At 56.6% G+C, this 17033-nt stretch carries 20 protein-coding genes and 1 riboswitch; of the genes, 14 read left to right on the top strand and 6 right to left on the bottom strand.

From position 1 onward, the window contains the following. Positions 1–81: 81 nt before the first annotated feature. From AB1S56_RS23995 to rluF, 3 genes are read left to right on the top strand one after another with little or no spacing between them, the layout of a single operon-like run. Complete coding sequence (locus AB1S56_RS23995; protein ID WP_340872450.1) at positions 82–1899, top strand: PAS domain S-box protein; 1818 nt, start codon at positions 82–84, stop codon at positions 1897–1899. Between the two features lie 37 nt (positions 1900–1936). Further along, positions 1937–2620, top strand: a complete 684-nt coding sequence (locus AB1S56_RS23990) for an oxidoreductase (RefSeq protein WP_340872449.1) — start codon at positions 1937–1939, stop codon at positions 2618–2620. A 32-nt stretch (positions 2621–2652) separates the two neighbouring features. Next, positions 2653–3357, top strand: coding sequence for a 23S rRNA pseudouridine(2604) synthase RluF (rluF, locus tag AB1S56_RS23985; protein ID WP_340872447.1), 705 nt, complete (start codon positions 2653–2655; stop codon positions 3355–3357). Positions 3358–3446: 89 nt separating this feature from the next. Here the strand turns inward: rluF and AB1S56_RS23980 are convergent, their stop codons facing one another. Beyond that, complete coding sequence (locus AB1S56_RS23980; RefSeq protein WP_340872445.1) at positions 3447–4304, bottom strand: flagellar motor protein MotB; 858 nt, start codon at positions 4302–4304, stop codon at positions 3447–3449. Next, positions 4288–5088, bottom strand: a complete 801-nt coding sequence (gene motA, locus AB1S56_RS23975) for a flagellar motor stator protein MotA (protein ID WP_340872496.1) — start codon at positions 5086–5088, stop codon at positions 4288–4290. Before motA ends, AB1S56_RS23980 begins: the two co-directional genes overlap by 17 nt. Before the next feature lie 182 nt (positions 5089–5270). On the opposite strand from motA, the gene AB1S56_RS23970 reads away from it, so the two are divergent. Then, positions 5271–5564, top strand: a complete 294-nt coding sequence (locus AB1S56_RS23970; protein ID WP_340872444.1) for a hypothetical protein — start codon at positions 5271–5273, stop codon at positions 5562–5564. A gap of 179 nt (positions 5565–5743) precedes the next feature. Continuing rightward, on the top strand, positions 5744–6997 hold the full coding sequence (locus AB1S56_RS23965; protein WP_340872443.1) for an EAL domain-containing protein: 1254 nt from the start codon (positions 5744–5746) through the stop codon (positions 6995–6997). On the opposite strand, the gene AB1S56_RS23960 is transcribed toward AB1S56_RS23965, so the two are convergent. Beyond that, positions 6988–7452 carry a GNAT family N-acetyltransferase gene (locus AB1S56_RS23960; RefSeq protein WP_340872442.1) on the bottom strand — a complete coding sequence of 155 codons (465 nt, stop codon included), beginning with the start codon at positions 7450–7452 and terminating at the stop codon, positions 6988–6990. The two genes, AB1S56_RS23965 and AB1S56_RS23960, sit on opposite strands and share 10 nt — an antisense overlap. A 109-nt stretch (positions 7453–7561) precedes the next feature. On the opposite strand from AB1S56_RS23960, the gene AB1S56_RS23955 reads away from it, so the two are divergent. After that, the gene (locus AB1S56_RS23955) at positions 7562–8794 is read left to right on the top strand and encodes an MFS transporter (RefSeq protein ID WP_340872440.1); all 1233 of its coding nucleotides are present in this window, start codon (positions 7562–7564) and stop codon (positions 8792–8794) included. 115 nt (positions 8795–8909) lie between these two features. On the opposite strand, the gene AB1S56_RS23950 is transcribed toward AB1S56_RS23955, so the two are convergent. Next, positions 8910–9395 carry a C40 family peptidase gene (locus tag AB1S56_RS23950; RefSeq protein WP_340872439.1) on the bottom strand — a complete coding sequence of 162 codons (486 nt, stop codon included), beginning with the start codon at positions 9393–9395 and terminating at the stop codon, positions 8910–8912. Between the two features lie 4 nt (positions 9396–9399). After that, a riboswitch (cyclic di-AMP (ydaO/yuaA leader) is annotated at positions 9400–9550 on the bottom strand. Between the two features lie 239 nt (positions 9551–9789). Between AB1S56_RS23950 and AB1S56_RS23945 the strand changes: the two genes are divergently transcribed. The 7 genes from AB1S56_RS23945 to AB1S56_RS23915 all read left to right on the top strand — a co-directional run bounded on the left by AB1S56_RS23945 (position 9790) and on the right by AB1S56_RS23915 (position 14793). Beyond that, positions 9790–11451, top strand: a complete 1662-nt coding sequence (locus AB1S56_RS23945; protein ID WP_340872438.1) for a glutamine--tRNA ligase/YqeY domain fusion protein — start codon at positions 9790–9792, stop codon at positions 11449–11451. 73 nt (positions 11452–11524) lie between these two features. After that, complete coding sequence (locus tag AB1S56_RS23940) at positions 11525–12226, top strand: molybdenum cofactor guanylyltransferase (RefSeq protein ID WP_340872437.1); 702 nt, start codon at positions 11525–11527, stop codon at positions 12224–12226. Next, positions 12223–12744 (top strand): N-acetyltransferase family protein, encoded by a 522-nt coding sequence (locus AB1S56_RS23935; protein WP_340872436.1) that lies wholly within the window; start codon positions 12223–12225, stop codon positions 12742–12744. Before AB1S56_RS23940 ends, AB1S56_RS23935 begins: the two co-directional genes overlap by 4 nt. A 13-nt stretch (positions 12745–12757) precedes the next feature. Beyond that, positions 12758–13219 carry a VanZ family protein gene (locus tag AB1S56_RS23930; RefSeq protein WP_340872435.1) on the top strand — a complete coding sequence of 154 codons (462 nt, stop codon included), beginning with the start codon at positions 12758–12760 and terminating at the stop codon, positions 13217–13219. A 3-nt stretch (positions 13220–13222) separates the two neighbouring features. After that, positions 13223–14302, top strand: a complete 1080-nt coding sequence (gene hisC / locus AB1S56_RS23925) for a histidinol-phosphate transaminase (RefSeq protein WP_340872434.1) — start codon at positions 13223–13225, stop codon at positions 14300–14302. Positions 14303–14446: 144 nt separating this feature from the next. Next, positions 14447–14602 carry a hypothetical protein gene (locus AB1S56_RS23920; protein ID WP_340872433.1) on the top strand — a complete coding sequence of 52 codons (156 nt, stop codon included), beginning with the start codon at positions 14447–14449 and terminating at the stop codon, positions 14600–14602. Between the two features lie 47 nt (positions 14603–14649). Next, positions 14650–14793 carry a hypothetical protein gene (locus AB1S56_RS23915; RefSeq protein ID WP_367903406.1) on the top strand — a complete coding sequence of 48 codons (144 nt, stop codon included), beginning with the start codon at positions 14650–14652 and terminating at the stop codon, positions 14791–14793. Here the strand turns inward: AB1S56_RS23915 and AB1S56_RS23910 are convergent. Both AB1S56_RS23910 and AB1S56_RS23905 read right to left on the bottom strand, forming a co-directional pair. After that, complete coding sequence (locus AB1S56_RS23910) at positions 14790–15989, bottom strand: acyltransferase (RefSeq protein ID WP_340872432.1); 1200 nt, start codon at positions 15987–15989, stop codon at positions 14790–14792. The genes AB1S56_RS23915 and AB1S56_RS23910 overlap by 4 nt on opposite strands. Positions 15990–16135: 146 nt before the next feature. Continuing rightward, entirely contained in the window at positions 16136–16345 is a 210-nt protein-coding gene (locus tag AB1S56_RS23905; protein ID WP_340872430.1) for a hypothetical protein, read from the bottom strand. Positions 16346–16614: 269 nt separating this feature from the next. Here AB1S56_RS23905 and AB1S56_RS23900 point away from each other — a divergent pair, with 269 nt between their 5' ends. Next, entirely contained in the window at positions 16615–17031 is a 417-nt protein-coding gene (locus AB1S56_RS23900) for an Rrf2 family transcriptional regulator (protein ID WP_340872428.1), read from the top strand. The last annotated feature ends 2 nt before the right edge of the window (positions 17032–17033 follow it).

Below are 17033 nucleotides of genomic sequence, written 5' to 3'. Positions count from 1 at the left end.
CTGTTGACAGTGTGAATGAAGTGTGAATAGATAATAAGTGCTATGTCTTTTCGATCATCACGCCAAAGGATGTGTCGTTCATTGTCGATTAAGACCAAGCTGTGTATGGCCATATCGCTCGTATTGTTTGCTGTTGTCATTCTATACCATCTGCTAAGCGAATATTCGATGGTGAACGGCATCAAGGATTATAACAAAGCGTCGATGGAGCATCATTCCGTGCAGACGGCAGAGTTTATTGACGCCTTTGAAGCGGCAGGAGGCTCCGACGCTGATGGGGACGCGACGACTCCAGAATTTCTCTTCGATACGCTGAGGGTCGTGAGCAGCTCCATCAAGGAAGTATCCGTCTTCCGGAAGAACACGCTTAACGTGCATTACGGTACGTACACCTATACTGATGCTAGCAACGATCTGACCTATGTGCAAGCCTCTGCTCCCGGCGAATTCGTTCTCCGTATCGTGGAGATAGACGGGGTCGATTATTTGCGCAGCTATTATACCAGTGATCGGCTTGGGGATTATGTCATCAGCGTTGTGTACGACCGCAGCATGCTGTGGGCGCTTGTCGGCATGAAGAGGGATTATACGCTGCTTTATACCGGCATATTTCTGCTTATCATGCTGATCGTCATCTATTGGTTTGTCGGGTATGTCATCAGGCCGCTCAAGGATATACTGTGGAAGGTCAACGAGGTGTCGTCGGTTCGCTTCCACAAGCCGATTCAGATTAAGCGGAAGGATGAATTCGGTCTGCTCGCGCTCAAGATTAACGCGATGTCGCAAAATTTAAGCATCTATATGAACAAGCTGAGGAAGGCGTTCGAGGAGAACCGCCGCATGAAGGAGCATCTGGAATCCTTTATTAACCACTCCAACGACGCGATTCACTTGATGGATCTGGACGGCAAGGTTGTGCAGGTAAACCAAGCGTTCGAGGGGCTGTTCGGGTATGAGGAGGCGGAGGTGCTGGGGATGAGATATCCCACCGTTCCCGATACGCACCGGATGGAGAACCGCCAGATGATCGGCTTGCTGCTGGCGGGCAAGAATCTGCCGGCGCAGGAGACGGTCCGCGTGACCAAGACAGGGGAGACGATCCCGGTCAGCGTCACGCTGTCGCCCATCCGTGATTCTGACGGCTCTATCCGCGCATTCGCCAGCATCTGCCGGGATATGCGCAGCCGCAACCGGATGGAGGAGCTGCTCCGGCGTTCGGAGAAGCTGACGACAGTCGGCCAGCTCGCGGCGGGGGTTGCGCATGAAATCCGCAATCCGCTGACGACGCTGCGGGGCTTCCTCCAACTGCAGCTGCAGAGCAAGAAGCTGAATGTGTCTCATGTCTCGCTTATGCTGTCCGAGCTGGACCGGATCAATCTTATTGTAGGGGAATTTCTGATCCTCGCGAAGCCGCAAGCGACCAAGTTCGTCGCCAAGGATGTCCGGGATGTGCTGCAGGATGTGCTGCAGTTCCTGAACAGCGAAGCGCATCTGCACAACATTGAATTCCGCACGGTCATGACGGAGGAGCCTTGCTTCATCAGCTGCGAGGAGAACCAGCTGAAGCAGGTGTTTATCAATCTGCTCAAGAACGCCATTGAGGCGATGCCGGGCGGCGGTCCGATCCATATCTCCATTCAGAGGAAAAGCAGCAGCATCGCGATCTCCATTACGGATGAAGGCGTGGGCATTCCGGAGGAGATGATCTCGAAGATCGGCGATCCGTTCTTCACGGCCAAGGAGACGGGCACTGGCCTCGGCATTATGGTCAGCCAGCGTATTGTCAACAGCCATCAGGGTACAATGGATATTCAGAGTCAGGTGAACGTCGGAACCTCGGTGAAGCTGACGCTTCCGGCATTGAAGATGGACGAGGAGCAGACGCCATTGGAGGCATAGTTCATGGAACGATAGAGATCATAGAGGGGGAGCTGGCTTGGAGAGGAGAGCCGTTATTGCGGGAGCGACCGGGCTGGTCGGCAGCGAGCTGGTGAAGCTGCTGTTAGGACGTCCGTATTACAGCAAGGTGACTGTGCTTGTCAGAAGAAGGATGAATCTTGCTCATCCCCGGCTGGAGCAGCTGGTGATCGACTACAATGAGCTGGGCGCGCTGCCGCCCGAGATGGTGCAGGGGGCGGATGTCTACTGCGCGCTGGGTACGACGATGAAGAAGGCGGGCTCCAAGGCGCAGTTCGAGCTGGTGGACTACGTCTATCCGCTTGAGCTTGGCCGGCTGGCGGCCCGTGGCGGAGCGGAGTGCCTGCTGGTCATTACCGCTATGGGCTCCGACGAAAAATCAGTATTCTACTACAGCCGGGTGAAGGGCAGGCTGGAGCGTGAGCTGCAGGCCTTGCCGCTGAAGCGCCTGCATCTTATTCGACCGTCGCTCATTATAGGAGACCGGGAGGAGTTTCGCTTCGGCGAGCAGCTGGCTGCTAAGGTGGCCAAGGGGCTGCCCTTTCTGTTCGCTGGCCCCATGAGCCCATACAAGCCGAATCCGGCGCGGCAGATTGCAGAGGCGATGGCGGCTGCCGCAGCCTCGCGGGATACGTTGCCCCTCATCATTCCATCCGGCGAAATTGCCAGTCTGGCCAAGCGGTTGCGCAATTCGCTGTCATAGTGTAGGATACGCTACAATGAGGTGAATCAGCTGTGAGGATCAATAAATTTATTAGCGAGACGGGCTACTGCTCCAGGCGCGAGGCGGACAAGCTTGTGGAGAGCGGCCAGGTGACCATTAACGGCGTAGTGGCCGAGCTAGGCAGCCAGGCGGAGCAGGGCGACGACGTTCGCGTTCGCGGGCAGCGAATCGGCGAGCACAAGCGCCATGTCTATATCGCGCTTAACAAGCCGGTAGGCATCACAAGCACAACGGAGCGTCATATCCGAGGGAACATTGTCGATTTCGTAGGGCACAAGGAACGTATATTCCCCATTGGACGGCTGGACAAGGATTCGGAAGGGCTGATTCTGATGACGAATGACGGCGATGTGGTGAATCCTATTCTGCGCTCTGAGGGCAAGCACGAGAAGGAGTACATCGTCACGGTCGATCGGCCGATTAACGAGGCGTTCGTGAAGGGGATGTCCGAGGGCGTTAAGGTGCTGGGCAGCCTGACGCTGCCATGCAAGGTAACGCGGGTATCGGAGCGGACCTTCCGGATTGTGCTGACGGAGGGCCGCAATCGGCAAATTCGCAGAATGTGCGAGGCGTTCGGCTATCATGTGCGAAGGCTGAAGCGCGTCCGCATTATGAACATTCGTTTGGACGAGCTGCCTGTTGGGAAGTGGCGCGATCTAACGGAGGGCGAGCGCCGCGAGCTGTTCGCCATGCTGCAATATGAGCCTCGCTCCTAGGGGGAGCAAAAGGAAGAGCCGCCGGCTATCAGCTGGCGGCTCTTCCCTTTGCTCCCCCTATGCCTACTGGCATGATGGCAACGAGGGCTCTATTGCTTGACCTGCACCTGCTGCAGGTTCATAGCGTCAACGTACGTATGCAGTATGGATACCTCGACGCGGCGGTTTTTGGCTTTGCCGGCGGTCGTGTCATTGTCTGCGACTGGATGGAACTCGCCGTACCCTACGGCGCTGAAGCGCTTCGGATCAAGCTTGCTGCTCTCCAGCATAATATCCAGGAACCGGACCGCGCGCATCGTGCTCAAATCCCAGTTGGAGCGGAATTCGGAGCGGCCAACAGGTGTGTTGTCCGTATGGCCGGCGACGATGATCTTATAATTGGGATATTCCTGCAGCATCTTGGCGATCGCAACAGCAAGCGCCCTGGACTCCTGCTTCACTGTAGCTTGTCCCGGCGAGAACAGCGCATTGTCGCTAATGGTAATGAGGAGCTGCGACATGTTGAGCTTCGTCTCAAGATCCGAGGTCAGCCCTTCCTTCTCGATATAAGCGTCGATCTTCTTCTTCAGATCCTCAAGCTCCGCCTGCTCCCGCTTGATCAGCTCCTGCAGATCGGCCTCCTCCTGGGAGACCGCAGCCTTGTTGGTATTGTCCTCCGGCTGCTTGTTGGCTTCGGACTTGTCTTTGTCGTCGGCGTTCTGATCGTTCTTCTTGGGGTCTGAGCCCTCCTGGATGATCGCGGGAAAATCAAGGATACCCGCGCCGCTGTTGTTGAAGGCGACGCTGAATGCCTGGGACATCTGTTCAAACTTCTTGATATCGACAGTGTTCATGGCGTATAACACGATGAACAGCGCCAGGAGCAAGGTGAGCAGGTCGGCGTAAGGAATCAGCCACGATTCGTCTACATGCTCTTCGTGGTCGTCATGCTTATGCTTTTTGCTCATCGGCTGCGCCCTCCTTCTCGGCCATCTTCCTCCGTTCAGTTGGCGTCAGGAAGACGGACAGCTTCTGGTGGATCGCGATGGTCGAGACACCCGATTGGATGGATAGCAGGCCCTCGAGCATCATTAAGCGGATTTGAATCTCGCGCTTGGAGATACGCTTCAGCTTGTTGGCGATGGGATGCCACAGGACATAACCTGTGAAGATACCGAGCAGAGTCGCGATGAACGCGCCCGCGATAGCGTGAGCGAGCTTGCCCATGTCGCTCATATCGGCCAGGGCGGCCACGAGGCCGACAACGGCCCCCAGTACGCCCAGCGTCGGAGCGTAAGTGCCTGCCTGCGTGAAGATCAGCGCGCCAGCCTTGTGGCGTTCCTCCGTGGCTGAAATATCCTCAAGCAGCACATCGCGGACAAGGTCCTGGTCGTTGCCGTCAATAATCATACGCATGCCGTTGCGGAGGAAATCGTCTTCGATCTCGTCGACCTTCGCTTCCAGAGCGAGCAGCCCTTCGCGGCGTGTGATGGAAGCCCACTCCATAAATCGGACGATCAGATCCTCGCGGGACGGCAGCTTGGGCTCGGAGAATACGATCTTGAACAGCTTGCCGAGCTTGCTCAGCTCGGACATGGGGAATGCGATTAGAATAGAGGCGGAGGTACCCACCAGAATGATCATATAGGCAGCGGGATTAAGCAGTGAGGATAGATGCGCGCCCTTCAGCACCATCCCGCCAAGTATCGCGACAAGACCAACTATGATACCAATAACCGTTGAATTTTTCATCATGCACCCCGTCCAGTATGTTTGATTTCTATTATTTCTTGATGGAAAAGTCCGCGCCAGTGGAGCGCCCCGAGACCTTTCAGCGTTGACTACTTCTATTTATATCGTCAAAAGGGTATTCTGAGATTATAGTGACGGTTCAAAAAGTACACTTTTCATCATGAGAAGGAGTGGTATGGATAATGGGAGTGCGCCATGCGAGGGAATATGCTGATATTTTGAAGGAGCTGACGGAGGCTGTCGGCCAAATTGACGGCAGCTATACGTTTTTTGAGATGGAGCAGGAGGAGTGGGCCGTGCTGGGCGAGGAGGATCGCCGAGAGGTGATGGAGGCGCTCGCGGACGATGTGTTCTACGGGCTCGGCGAGCAGTCCGAGATCGGAGTGGGCAGCGGCGTTGTCATCTATAACAGCAAGCATCATGTCATTGAGGTGTCCCAGGGGGACAACGTTATTCAGATCGTCCGGCTGATCTAGCAGCAAGCGGGGTGGGAGCATTAGCGGCAATTCGTGCCCCTGATGCTCCTAGCTCGTTTGGCGGCAAAAACGTGCGAATCATGTCGAATCTTTACAAGATGCATGCCCTCCAGTACAATGAGAGAACAAAATAATGGTAGATTTATTGACACGCACGTGACACTTTTAGGAGGGCTCCTATGTCAGTCTTTCCAATCCACGAACCGCTGCCCCTGTCGCTAGGGCTGAACAACGAGATGCTGACTCCGTATTATCAGCCCATTATCGCTCTTGATACGGGGCGAATTATCGGCTACGAGGTGCTGGCCAGAGCGGTGGGCGAGGGTACCGTACGCAGTCTCGGGCCGTTCTTCGGCAATCCGTCCATCCCTTCCGACGATCATTTGACAGTCGACCGTATCATCCGGGAGCAGGCTATCGCTAGATTGGGGCAGGAGGAGGACCCTCCTTTATTATTTATCAATTTGAAGCCTGGCTGGATATACAACACCGGCGAGTCGGGCGAGCTATATACGCTGACGCTGCTGGAGAGGCTTGGAGTCGATCCCCGGCACATTGTCATTGAAATTACCGAGGAGAGCTTCGGCGGCTCTATGGAGGTGCTCCGCCTCGTCGTGGATCGGTATCGCAAGAAGGGCTGCCTGATTGCCATTGACGATGTGGGGAGCGGCTTCAGCAACATGGACCGGATCGCGCAGCTTCAGCCGAATTTGTTGAAGATTGATGTGCATATGGTGAAGAGAAGCGCCACCCATAACGGCTACTTCGGCGTGCTGCGCTCCTTCTCGGATTTGGCGGAGCAGATTGGCGCCTCGCTGCTGTTCGAAGGGGTAGAGACAAGAGATGATCTGGAGCGGGCGATCGGCTCCGGCGCTCGTTACGTGCAGGGCTTCTTCTTCGCCAAGGCGGAAGCGAATTTCCAGGAGCCGAAGCGATTCTCCTCCATCATCGAGAATGAGCTTAAGCAATATATGAAGCAATACGCGGTATCGGAGAAGCTCTGGCACAGCCAGGCGGAGCTGCTGGTGGAGCAGCTGCTGGCCTCCGTTCGCCCGCTTGAGGACGGGGCCGACCCAGACCTCTGGATCGCACAGCTGCTGCCGAGGCTGCACGAGCGGTGTATCCGCGTCTACTTATGCAATGAGGAAGGCATCCAGCTGTCAGCCAACTACATACGAGGAGGTCTGGGGGCATGGCGCCGCGATGATCGGTTCCGGGATGCGAATTGGAGCTGGAGGCCATATTTTGTGCCCAATGTTGCGCAGCTGCATGAACGCCGCAGATCCATTGTGTCCAAATCGTACGCGGATCTCGACACAAGGGAATGGGTGCGCACGGTGCTTATCATGGCTCGCCCTGGACATATTCTGCTCGCGGATATTCAGGATACGAGCAGTCGCCAAAGCAGCGGCAAGACGTTCGGCTACGGGTAGTAGACCATGCAATGGCATTCCTGCTCGGCGCCCTTCACAGGCCGCATATAGGTATCCTCGATCCGGAAGCCAGCCTTCTCATAGGCCCGGATCGCGCGGCTGTTCCAGACGAACACCTCGAGATCAATCTGGGCGCCGTGCGAGCTTCGCAGCGCTTCCTGGGCAATCGTACGGACAAGGCGTTCTCCGAGACCCCGTCCGCATAAGCCGGGGCGCAGTCCCAGGCCGAGCCTGACGACATCGCCCAGCGGGAACAGCTGCGCGTAGCCAACGAGCTCTCCGCTTGGATCCAGCACGGACCTATATTGTTGAACGCGCAGGACGGGGTCGCCGAATTCGATGCCGTCCTTCTTCATGTCCGTCCAGTCTGGCCAGTTGTAGACGTCGTAAGGCGCTTCATATCGCCAGCGGCACAGCTCGGCCGCATGAAGCTCCGACAGGGGTTCGATGGTCAACTGCCAATCCCCTGGTTTATAATGAGAAGGGTTATTAGAGTTTGTCATACAGCTATTATATCAGAGCAGCGTCGGTTCAGGCGTGGAGGAACAAGGAGAACATACGGTAATGAAAAAGCTAATGTGGCTGGGCTGCTTGTCCTATCTGGTCATCGGCATCGCGCATGTCGTTGGCGGAGCCGTTCTGGAGCAGCTCATCGACTATTATGGCCTGACGTACAGGGACGGCGGGCAATGGATTATGAACCAATTCCTCGGCTTTCTGGCGGGGGTGCTGCTTGCTCCCTCCTTGACGGCGCGAGTAGGCAAGCGTACGGCGGTCTTGATTGGACTTGGGCTGCTGACCATCGCCGAAGCGGCTTACAGCCTGCTGCTCCCTTGGGGCTGGATGCTGGCATTTGCGCCGCTTGCAGGTATCGGCTTCGGCATGACCGAGGCGATTGTGGGAGCCGCCGTCATTGATCTGGTGAAGGGCAAAGCGTCGGCGATGAGCCGGCTGGAGACATTCTTCGGCTTGGGAGCGCTTGTCATTCCGCTCACGGCTGCTTATTTGATTCAGCTCCATATATGGCAGCTGTCCTTCCCGATCCTATCGGCCATGGCCGGCATCACTTTCGTGCTATGGCTGACGATGTCCTTCGGCGCTCTGGAGGACAGCTTGGGTATGAGGTGGACAGCGGCGTCAGCCGAGGCGGAGGGTAAGAAGGCGGCTTCTCCCTCCGACGCGAGGACGTCCCTGGCTCCCGTTCACGCCAGAGGCTGGCTGGGCTATTCGTCGCGTTCGCTGCCGTTCCTTATCATGAGCGCGCTCTTCTTCCTGGTATACGTCGGTGTGGAGATGAGCTTCTCGAATTACCTTCCCTCTATCCTAATCGAGCGTATGGGCATGGAGGAGGCTTCGGCCGCCGCGGCGCTGAGCTTGTTCTGGGGGTCGGTCGTGCTGGGGCGATTGTTCGCGGGAGTGCTGGCCGATCGGATAGGGCATGGCCGTTATCTGGCGCTGTTCACTGCTGGGGCGACCCTGGCCTTCGGAGGCTTGGCGGTATCGGCAACGGAGGGGATGGCTCTCATCTTAATTGGATTGATCGGCTTATGCTTCTCCGGCATATTCGGCATTGCGCTCGTGTATGCGAATGGCTTGCTTCCTGGCATGACGGAGCGAACGACGAGCTTGCTGGTGGCGCTGGGCGGCTTGGGCGGAGCCCTGCTGCCCCGGCTAACGGGCTGGCTGATGGACAGCTATCCCGTTGGGACGACTATTCAGAGCCTGGCAGGCTCAGTCGTGTTGATGCTTATGGTCCTGCTGCTGATGCTGGCGCTTGGACGAAGACTGCGGAATTAATGGGAAGACAAGAAGGCTGCTCTATCGCTGGGACGATAGAGCAGCCTTCTTCAGATTCCTGCGGAGCATCCAAGCGGGCGCCTTCCCTAGGAAGGCGCCCGCTGTGTACGATGGCTTATTGTGTTGCTTGCGTGAACGTCTTGAACGTCTCTTCATCCATTACGCGGCGCGCGGTAACGAAGCGCGACTTGTAGTAAGAGGATTCAAGCTTGTCGACTGTTACGCCCTTACTAGTGGAGGCATGAGCGAAGCTGCCGTCTCCAACGTAGATGCCAACATGCGAGATGCCGCCGTTGTTGTGGCCGCTTGTGTCGAAGAAGACAAGATCTCCTGGCTGCAGATCAGCCTTCGCTACCTTGGTGCCAACGGACGCTTGATCTACCGATCTGCGCGGGAGGTCCAAGCCCATCTTCCCGAATACGTATCCCGTGAATCCGGAGCAGTCAAAGCCCTTCACGGATGTGCCGCCATACGAATATCTCGTGCCAATTAAGTCGTCGATAATGCCGTCCATCTTGGAAGCGCTTGCGAATACGCTTCCCGCCTGGAATGCGAGCAGCAGAACGAGGCCCGCAAGGATCATGCTTACTTTCTTCTTCAATTGGTGGAGCTCCTTCCGGTGCCTACGAGGTTAGCTGTGGGGTTCGGTTGAAGGTTCCCTATGATCTCCAAGGCGTTCAGCGAGCCGAACGTCGAGATCAATTCACCCAGAGTGGTTCCCCCGTTTCCCGATCGGGAATTAGGCAGTATGATTAAACAACTTAAGGTCTACTATAATGGCAAATTGTAGATTCGTGTTGAAAGTGAGAGGATTCTAATAAAACAAATGTTATAAAACGCAGTAAAGCGGGTATATGTTGCAGCCGGTAACGAATATACTGCGAAGCAGACAAGCTGCGACGGCGTTTGGCACGTGTAATTTCCCCATAATTTGTGTATTATAAATAGATAACGAAATTCGTAATGGGAAAGGTTGGTCGCGGGTGGAGAGCGCTGTGGAGAACAAGACATCATCCTCAAACTTTATTAAAAACATCGTCGTGGAAGATTTAAAGAGCGGCCGCGTGCAGGAAGTCATCACGCGATTCCCGCCGGAGCCGAACGGCTACCTGCATATCGGACACGCCAAGTCGATCTGTCTGAATTTCGAGCTGGCTGACGAGTTCAAGGGCAAGACGAACCTTCGTTTCGATGATACGAATCCGGTGAAAGAAGATACGGAATATGTGGAGTCCATTCAAGAAGATGTGAAGTGGCTCGGCTTCGACTGGGAGGAGCTCCGCTTCGCTTCCGATTATTTCGAGGAGCTGTACAATCGCGCGGTGCTGCTGATCAAGAAGGGCAAGGCGTACGTCTGCGATCTGACGGCTGAGCAGACGCGCGAGATGAGAGGCACATTGACGGAGCCGGGCAAGGAGAGCCCTTACCGGAATCGCGGCGTGGAGGAGAATCTCGATCTGTTCGCGCGCATGCGCGCGGGCGAGTTCAAGGACGGCGAGCGTGTGCTTCGCGCCAAGATCGATATGGCTTCGCCCAATATGACGATGCGCGACCCGGTGCTGTATCGGATCTCGCATTCGCATCACCACCGCACAGGGGATGCGTGGTGCATCTATCCCATGTACGATTACGCGCATCCGCTAAGCGACGCAATCGAGGGTATTACGCACTCCATATGCACGCTGGAATTCGAGGACCATCGACCGCTGTACGACTGGGCGATCGCGGAGTGCGAGATGGAGGCACAGCCGCGGCAATACGAGTTCGCGCGGCTGAACCTGACCAATACGGTCATGAGCAAGCGCTACCTGAAGCAGCTGGTAGATGAGGGCGTCGTCAGCGGCTGGGATGATCCGCGTATGCCGACGATCAGCGGCCTGCGCCGCAAGGGCTATACGCCGGAAGCGCTCCGCGCGTTCTGCCGCGAGATCGGTGTGGCGAAGAGCAACAGCGTGGTGGATGAGCGGAACCTGGAATATTTTATCCGGGAGGATCTGAAGCTGAAGGCTCTGCGCACGATGGCGGTGCTGCGGCCTCTGAAGGTCGTCATCACGAATTATCCAGAGGGACAGGTCGAGCTGCTGGAGGCGGAGAACAACGCGGAGAATGAAGAGATGGGCACGCGCCAAATTCCGTTCTCGCGCGAGATTTATATCGAGCAGGACGACTTCATGGAGAATCCGCCCAGCAAGTACTTCCGTCTGTTCCCGGGCAACGAGGTGCGCCTGAAGCACGCGTATTTCATTACGTGCCAAGAGGTCATCAAGGACGAGAACGGTGAAGTGATCGAGCTTCGCTGCACGTACGATCCCAAGACAAAGAGCGGCAGCGGCTTCAGTGAGCGCAAGGTGAAGGGCACCATCCACTGGGTGGAGGCGTCGGGGGCCGTTCCGGCTGAATTCCGCCTCTATGAGCCCCTTATTCTCGACGAATCGAAGGAGGAGGGCGCGTCCTTCCTGGAGCGGATCAACCCCAATTCGATGTCCGTGGAGCGCGGCTATGTGGAGCCGAACATGAAGGAGGCGGCTGGCGGCGACAAGTTCCAGTTCTTCCGTCACGGCTACTTCAATGTCGATCCGAAGGATTCTACAGAGGAGAAGCTTGCGTTCAACCGCATTGTCTCCTTGAAGAGCTCGTTCGATCCTTCGAAGGCCTAACGGCATTCGGCATGACAGCAGCCCGTCCGGCCTATTGCGCCGGGCGGGCTGTCTGTATGCCGAGGAGGCATGTATGAAGCTGGAGGGATTGGCGATGAGGAACGAGGGGAATACTCCGGACTGTCCACTGCACGGTCTGATCCTTGCGGGAGGGCGCAGCAGCCGGATGGGCAGGGACAAGGCTCTGCTGCACATGGACGGGCAGACGTTGCTGGAGCGGCTGGTTGCAGGGATGCTGGGCCTGATGGACTCGGTAACGATTGCAGCGGGGACGACGGAGCGTGTGCAGCAGTACCGCGAAGCGCTTGCGGGCTGCCGGAAGGAGCTGGAGTCCGGGCGAGTTCGTTTCGTGCTGGACGCGTACCCCGGCGACGGTCCGCTTGCCGGTCTGCATGCGGGCTTATCCGTGCTGCCGCCAGGCTATGTGTTCGTCATGGCGTGCGATATGCCGGAGGTATCTCCCTCGCTGCTGGCGCGTATGCGCGAGGCCGCACGGGAGAGAGACGGCGAGGCGGATGTCATCCATGTCAGCGGCCAGCCGTTCCATGCGTTATATCATACCCGGGCTGCCGCAGCCGTGGCCGAGTCGCTGGTCCAGCGCGACTATAGGGTCATGCGGCTGCTGGATCGGCTTCGGACGATTAGGCTGGCTTTTACCGCTGAGAGTACGGGAGCAGTTGCTGAGAGCACGGCTGATGGGGGAACGTTATGCAACCTCAACACGCCGGAAGATTATGAACAATATTTGGATAGAATGCGGAGAGATGAGAGATGAGCCTGCCAGCCTACACCATACATGATGCCGAGCCCTCCGATCTGGAGCGGATTGTGGACATCTACAACTCAACTATCGCCAGCCGCATGGTTACAGCCGATCTGGAGCCAGCGACGGTGGAGAGCAAGCGAGCGTGGTTCGATGCGCATTCACCCGACAAGCGGCCGATCTGGATTGTTCGCATGGAGGACGGGGAGATTGGCGCTTGGCTTAGCTACCAATCCTTCTACGGCCGTCCGGCTTATCAAGCAACGGCTGAGATCAGCATATACATAGACGAGAAGCATCGCGCGCGGGGCTTAGGCTCTGTTCTGATTGAGAGGGCGCTGCGGGAGTGTCCCCGTCTGGGGCTGACGACGCTGCTGGGCTTCGTCTTCGGTCATAATGAGCCAAGCCTGCGGCTGCTTCGGAGGTTCGGCTTTGAGCAATACGGCTTCCTGCCTCGCGTAGCTGTGCTCGACGGCGTGGAGCGCGACTTGGTTATTATGGGCAGGAAGGTGTCCGCAGAGCAGCCATAACGATGCGAGGGAGGTGATTGCCGTTAGATGGTACCGGAACGCGCACAGCAAGCGGCTGGGCTTTAACGTAACCGTTACTGTGCTGGCGATGCTGTATGCCGCAATCATGTTGAATCTCCTGTTCCTGCGTGACCGTGCGCTGATGGACGACTACGCCTACAATCTCGTACCGTTCGAGACGATTGAGCGGTATGTGGTGTACCGGCATTATTTTAACTTCGATACCTGGGTCAAAAATGTATTCGGCAATCTGATCTTGTTTATTCCGATTGGCATGTTCCTGCCGCTTCTGCACACGCGGTTCAGCCGCAGCCACATGCTGGTGGCCGCCTGCGTCTGCTTGATCGGCACAGTGGAGCTTGCCCAGATGCTGATGAAGGTCGGCAGCTTCGACATTGACGATATTATATTGAACACGGCCGGCGCTTGGATCGGATTGCTGCTGACCCGGCCATTCATGAGGAGAGGAACCTAGACGATGAGCAAGTATTGGAGTCCGCTCGCCGGATCGCTGGAGCCATATGTGCCCGGCGAGCAGCCGAAGGACAAGACGTATATTAAACTGAACACCAACGAAAATCCGTATCCGCCTTCACCGAAGGCGCTGGAGGCTATCGCGGCGGCGGCGGACGCTGATCTGCGGCTGTATCCCGATCCCACCTGCGACGCCTTGATTCAGGAGGCGGCTCGCTGCTATGGCTTGCCTGCGAAGCAGGTGTTTGTAGGCAATGGCTCCGACGAGGTGCTTGCGTTCGCGTTCGCGGCTTTCTTCGATCCTGGGAAGCCGCTCCTGTTCCCTGATATTACATACAGCTTCTACAAGGTGTACGCCCAGCTGTACCGTCTATCGCCGAGACTCATTCCGCTGGATAATGAGTTCAACATTCCGGTGGACGAGTTTGCGTCGGCGGAGGATCACGGCGGCATCATCCTGCCGAACCCGAACGCGCCGACGGCCAAGCTGCTTCCGCTTGCCGATATTGAGGCGATTCTCAAGGGGAACCCTGATCGCGTCGTCATTATCGACGAGGCTTACATCGACTTCGGCGGGGAGTCCGCAGTGAAGCTGGTGCCGGACTATCCGAACCTGCTCGTCATTCAGACGCTGTCGAAGTCCCGTTCGCTCGCAGGGCTGCGCGTCGGCTTCGCCTTCGGCTCGGAGGAGCTGATTGAAGGGCTCGACCGCATCAAGAATTCGTTTAATTCCTATACGCTGGACAGATTGGCGCTGCATGGCGCCGTGGCGTCGCTGCAGGACGACGCTTATTTCCGCGAGACGACGGAGCGGGTCATCCGCACACGCGAGCGCATTGCGCGGCAGGTGGCGGAGCTCGGCTTCCAGGGCACGGCTTCCGCGGCAAACTTCCTGTTCATCTCGCATCCCGTGATTGCGGCGAAGGACATCTTCCTCCAGCTGCGGGAGAAGGGCGTGCTCGTCCGTTATTTCGCCTCCAAGCGCATCGACAATCATCTGCGCGTCAGCATCGGCACGGATGAGGAGATGGACACGTTCCTCGCCGCTCTGGCGGAGACAGTGCGCGAGCTTGGCCAAGCGTAAGCGGCCTGCAGCTGCCGCGCTCGGTGCAGCATACGGATATACAAATAAAAAAGGTGCCTTGGGCACCTTTTTTTGTTCTTCTTCTGCAAGTTGAGCGGCAGGGGTGTTGCTCGCCTACGGTCACGTGTGGGCAGGGTATATTGTATGGCAGCAAATGGCGCGCCAGCAGGAGCAACAGCGACACGTGGGATCGTTATGGCGGCGCCAGAGCAGCTAGTTGGTGTTACAGCGACACGAGGTGTCGCTATGGCAGCAAAGCCGCGCCAGCAGGAGCAACAGCGACACATGGGATCGTTATAGCGGCGCCAGAGCAGCTAGTTGGTGTTACAGCGACACGAGGTGTCGCTATGGCAGCAAATGGTGCGCCAGCAGGAGCAACAGCGACACGTGGGATCGTTATGGCGGCGCCAGAGCAGCTAGTTGGTGTTACAGCGACACGAGGTGTCGCTGTTACGGTGTGCAGCGGTGCGCCATCCCGCACCAGCCGCTAGGCCGACCGGACGGTCGCTTGGTTCTTGGCTTGAGCGCCGCTGGAGCGGGCATTGCTCCGTTCCCGGCGAGGCGTCTGGCCGAACAGCACCCAGCTGAGCGGCAGGAAACGGGATGCGGCGGCAACAGTTGCCCATGAGCCTGCCAGCATGACTGCCCAGCTGCCGAAGTAGCGAAGGTGCTCCAGCCAGGCCAAGCCGGAATGGGGCACATAACGGTCATACAAGAACAGGAACAGAATGTGGATCAGATAGATGCCGAAGGACAGCTGGCCGATGCTGTAAAGCGTTCCCGAGATCCATTGTGGCAGATGCCTGTACATGAAATACGACAGCCCCAGCGCAGCGAACGCTGAGAACAGCGTATGGAAATTCCATAGAAACTCGTACAGCATGCCAGGATAGATAGTGCCATACGCGCGTGCGTTATGATAGATTCGGACGTGGGCAAGCGCCAGCGCGAGCCAAGCGCCCAGCAGCAGCAGCCAGAGCGCGACGCGTCCCGCCGTAGCATGCTCGCGTGTCATCGCGATCCATTTTTTCAGCTTGGGATAATAGATGCCGAGGAACGCCCCAACGAAAAAGAAGGAGAAATAAGACAGCGACCAGCTCCCCTTGTCCTTCACAGGCTCCACATAATAATTGTACAGCACGAACGCCCACTGCGCCGCGAACCCGAATGGGATGAAGCCGTACACGAGCTTGGGCCAGCGCTTCGATACCCACAGCAGGATCGGGAACAGAAGGTAGAACTGAATGCTGATATAGACAAAATACAGATGGGCGTACACCTTCCCGGTCCGCAGCTTCTGCCAGAACTCATCAAGAGACGCGAATGTCCAGAAGGGCTGCTGGTAGGCGAGCTTCAAATAGATGAAATACATCGCAGACACAACAATATACGGCACCAGGATATAGAGCAGCCGCCGTTTGTAGAAGCTTCCGATCAGCTTGCCGTCCAGCGGACGGTTATAATAGCTGTAGAACAATACGAAGCTGCTGAGCAGAATAAAGGTTGGCGTGCCAAACCGCATAAAGATATTGACGAGATTGTAGCCGAAAAAATAAGCCGAGTCCTTCATGGTGACAGTGGCCGCTGCGCTGGCGTGGACAGAGAGGACGCCGATAATCGCGATGGCCCGAACCAGCTGAAGCTCATGGATTTGCTCTTTTTTAGGGATAGAAATCGATGAATTCATAGTCTTCCTTTCGTCTTGCGCCTTTATCATATGGAACGTAATTGGAAGAAAAGAAGTTGCGTTTAATATTATGTAGAATAAGTAAAAGAGCGAAGACGCCATAATCAGCGCGCTCCGCTCCTGTTAACCGCTCTATGCTGCTGCCTCTAACGCTCCTTGTCGAAGATGTCAATCAGCTCCTTTGCCCGATCTACATCTTTTTTGTGCACCTTCACCTTCTTCACCGTGCTGCCTTCCAATTCGACCTTCGCTTTCAGTCCACGCTCCTTGAACAGCGCATACAGCCGGTCGATGTCATCGGCTCTCGAACCGCTCTCCGTACGCACGACGACCCAACGATTCCCAAACAATCCCACCTTCGTTCACCTCCTAGGCTCTTTGGAAGCACATAATGGGAGACTCCCTTCATGTATATTCGCGCGGTGGATTCGTTCATGACGGATTTGGGTAAGGATGAGAAAAGATTCATCCTGCCGCCTGGCCCAATACATCCAGCTTATCGAATAAGCTTGGAATAAGCGGGCGGCGCTTAATCCACACTAGGAACGGATGCGGGAGAAGTCCTCTTGACAACTACAACTGTAACGGATAATATTACAGTATAAAGCAGGGAGGCCCGCTGACAGTGAATAGTGAATTTACGATCGCCGTACACAGTCTCGTTTATTTGGCTTATTTGCCGGAGAAGATGGCAAGCAGCGACATGATTGCCGATAACGTCGGCACGCACTCCGCCCGCGTCCGCAAGGTCATGAGCGGACTGAGGAAGGGCGGCTATGTGGAGACAAGGGAAGGCTCGGGGGGCGGCTACCGTCTGACCATCGACCCGGATGCTGTCACGCTCGCCGATATTTATCGCGTCATGGCCCAAGGCTCGTTAATACCGAGCTGGTGCTCCGGCGATCCCGGAATGGACTGCGTCGTGGGCTCCAATATGAATCAAGTGATGCACGGTATCTTCTGCCGGGCAGAGAAGCAATTGGAGGATCACCTCGGCGGCATCACGATCGGCGATGTCCTCAAGCAGATCCATGCCTGCTAGCA

The sequence above is a fragment of the Paenibacillus sp. PL2-23 genome (assembly GCF_040834005.1).
In the GTDB taxonomy this organism is placed as follows: Bacteria; Bacillota; Bacilli; order Paenibacillales; family Paenibacillaceae; genus Pristimantibacillus.
The sequence above is the reverse complement of the archived record's forward strand: the minus strand, read 5'-3'. Positions and strand labels throughout refer to the sequence as shown.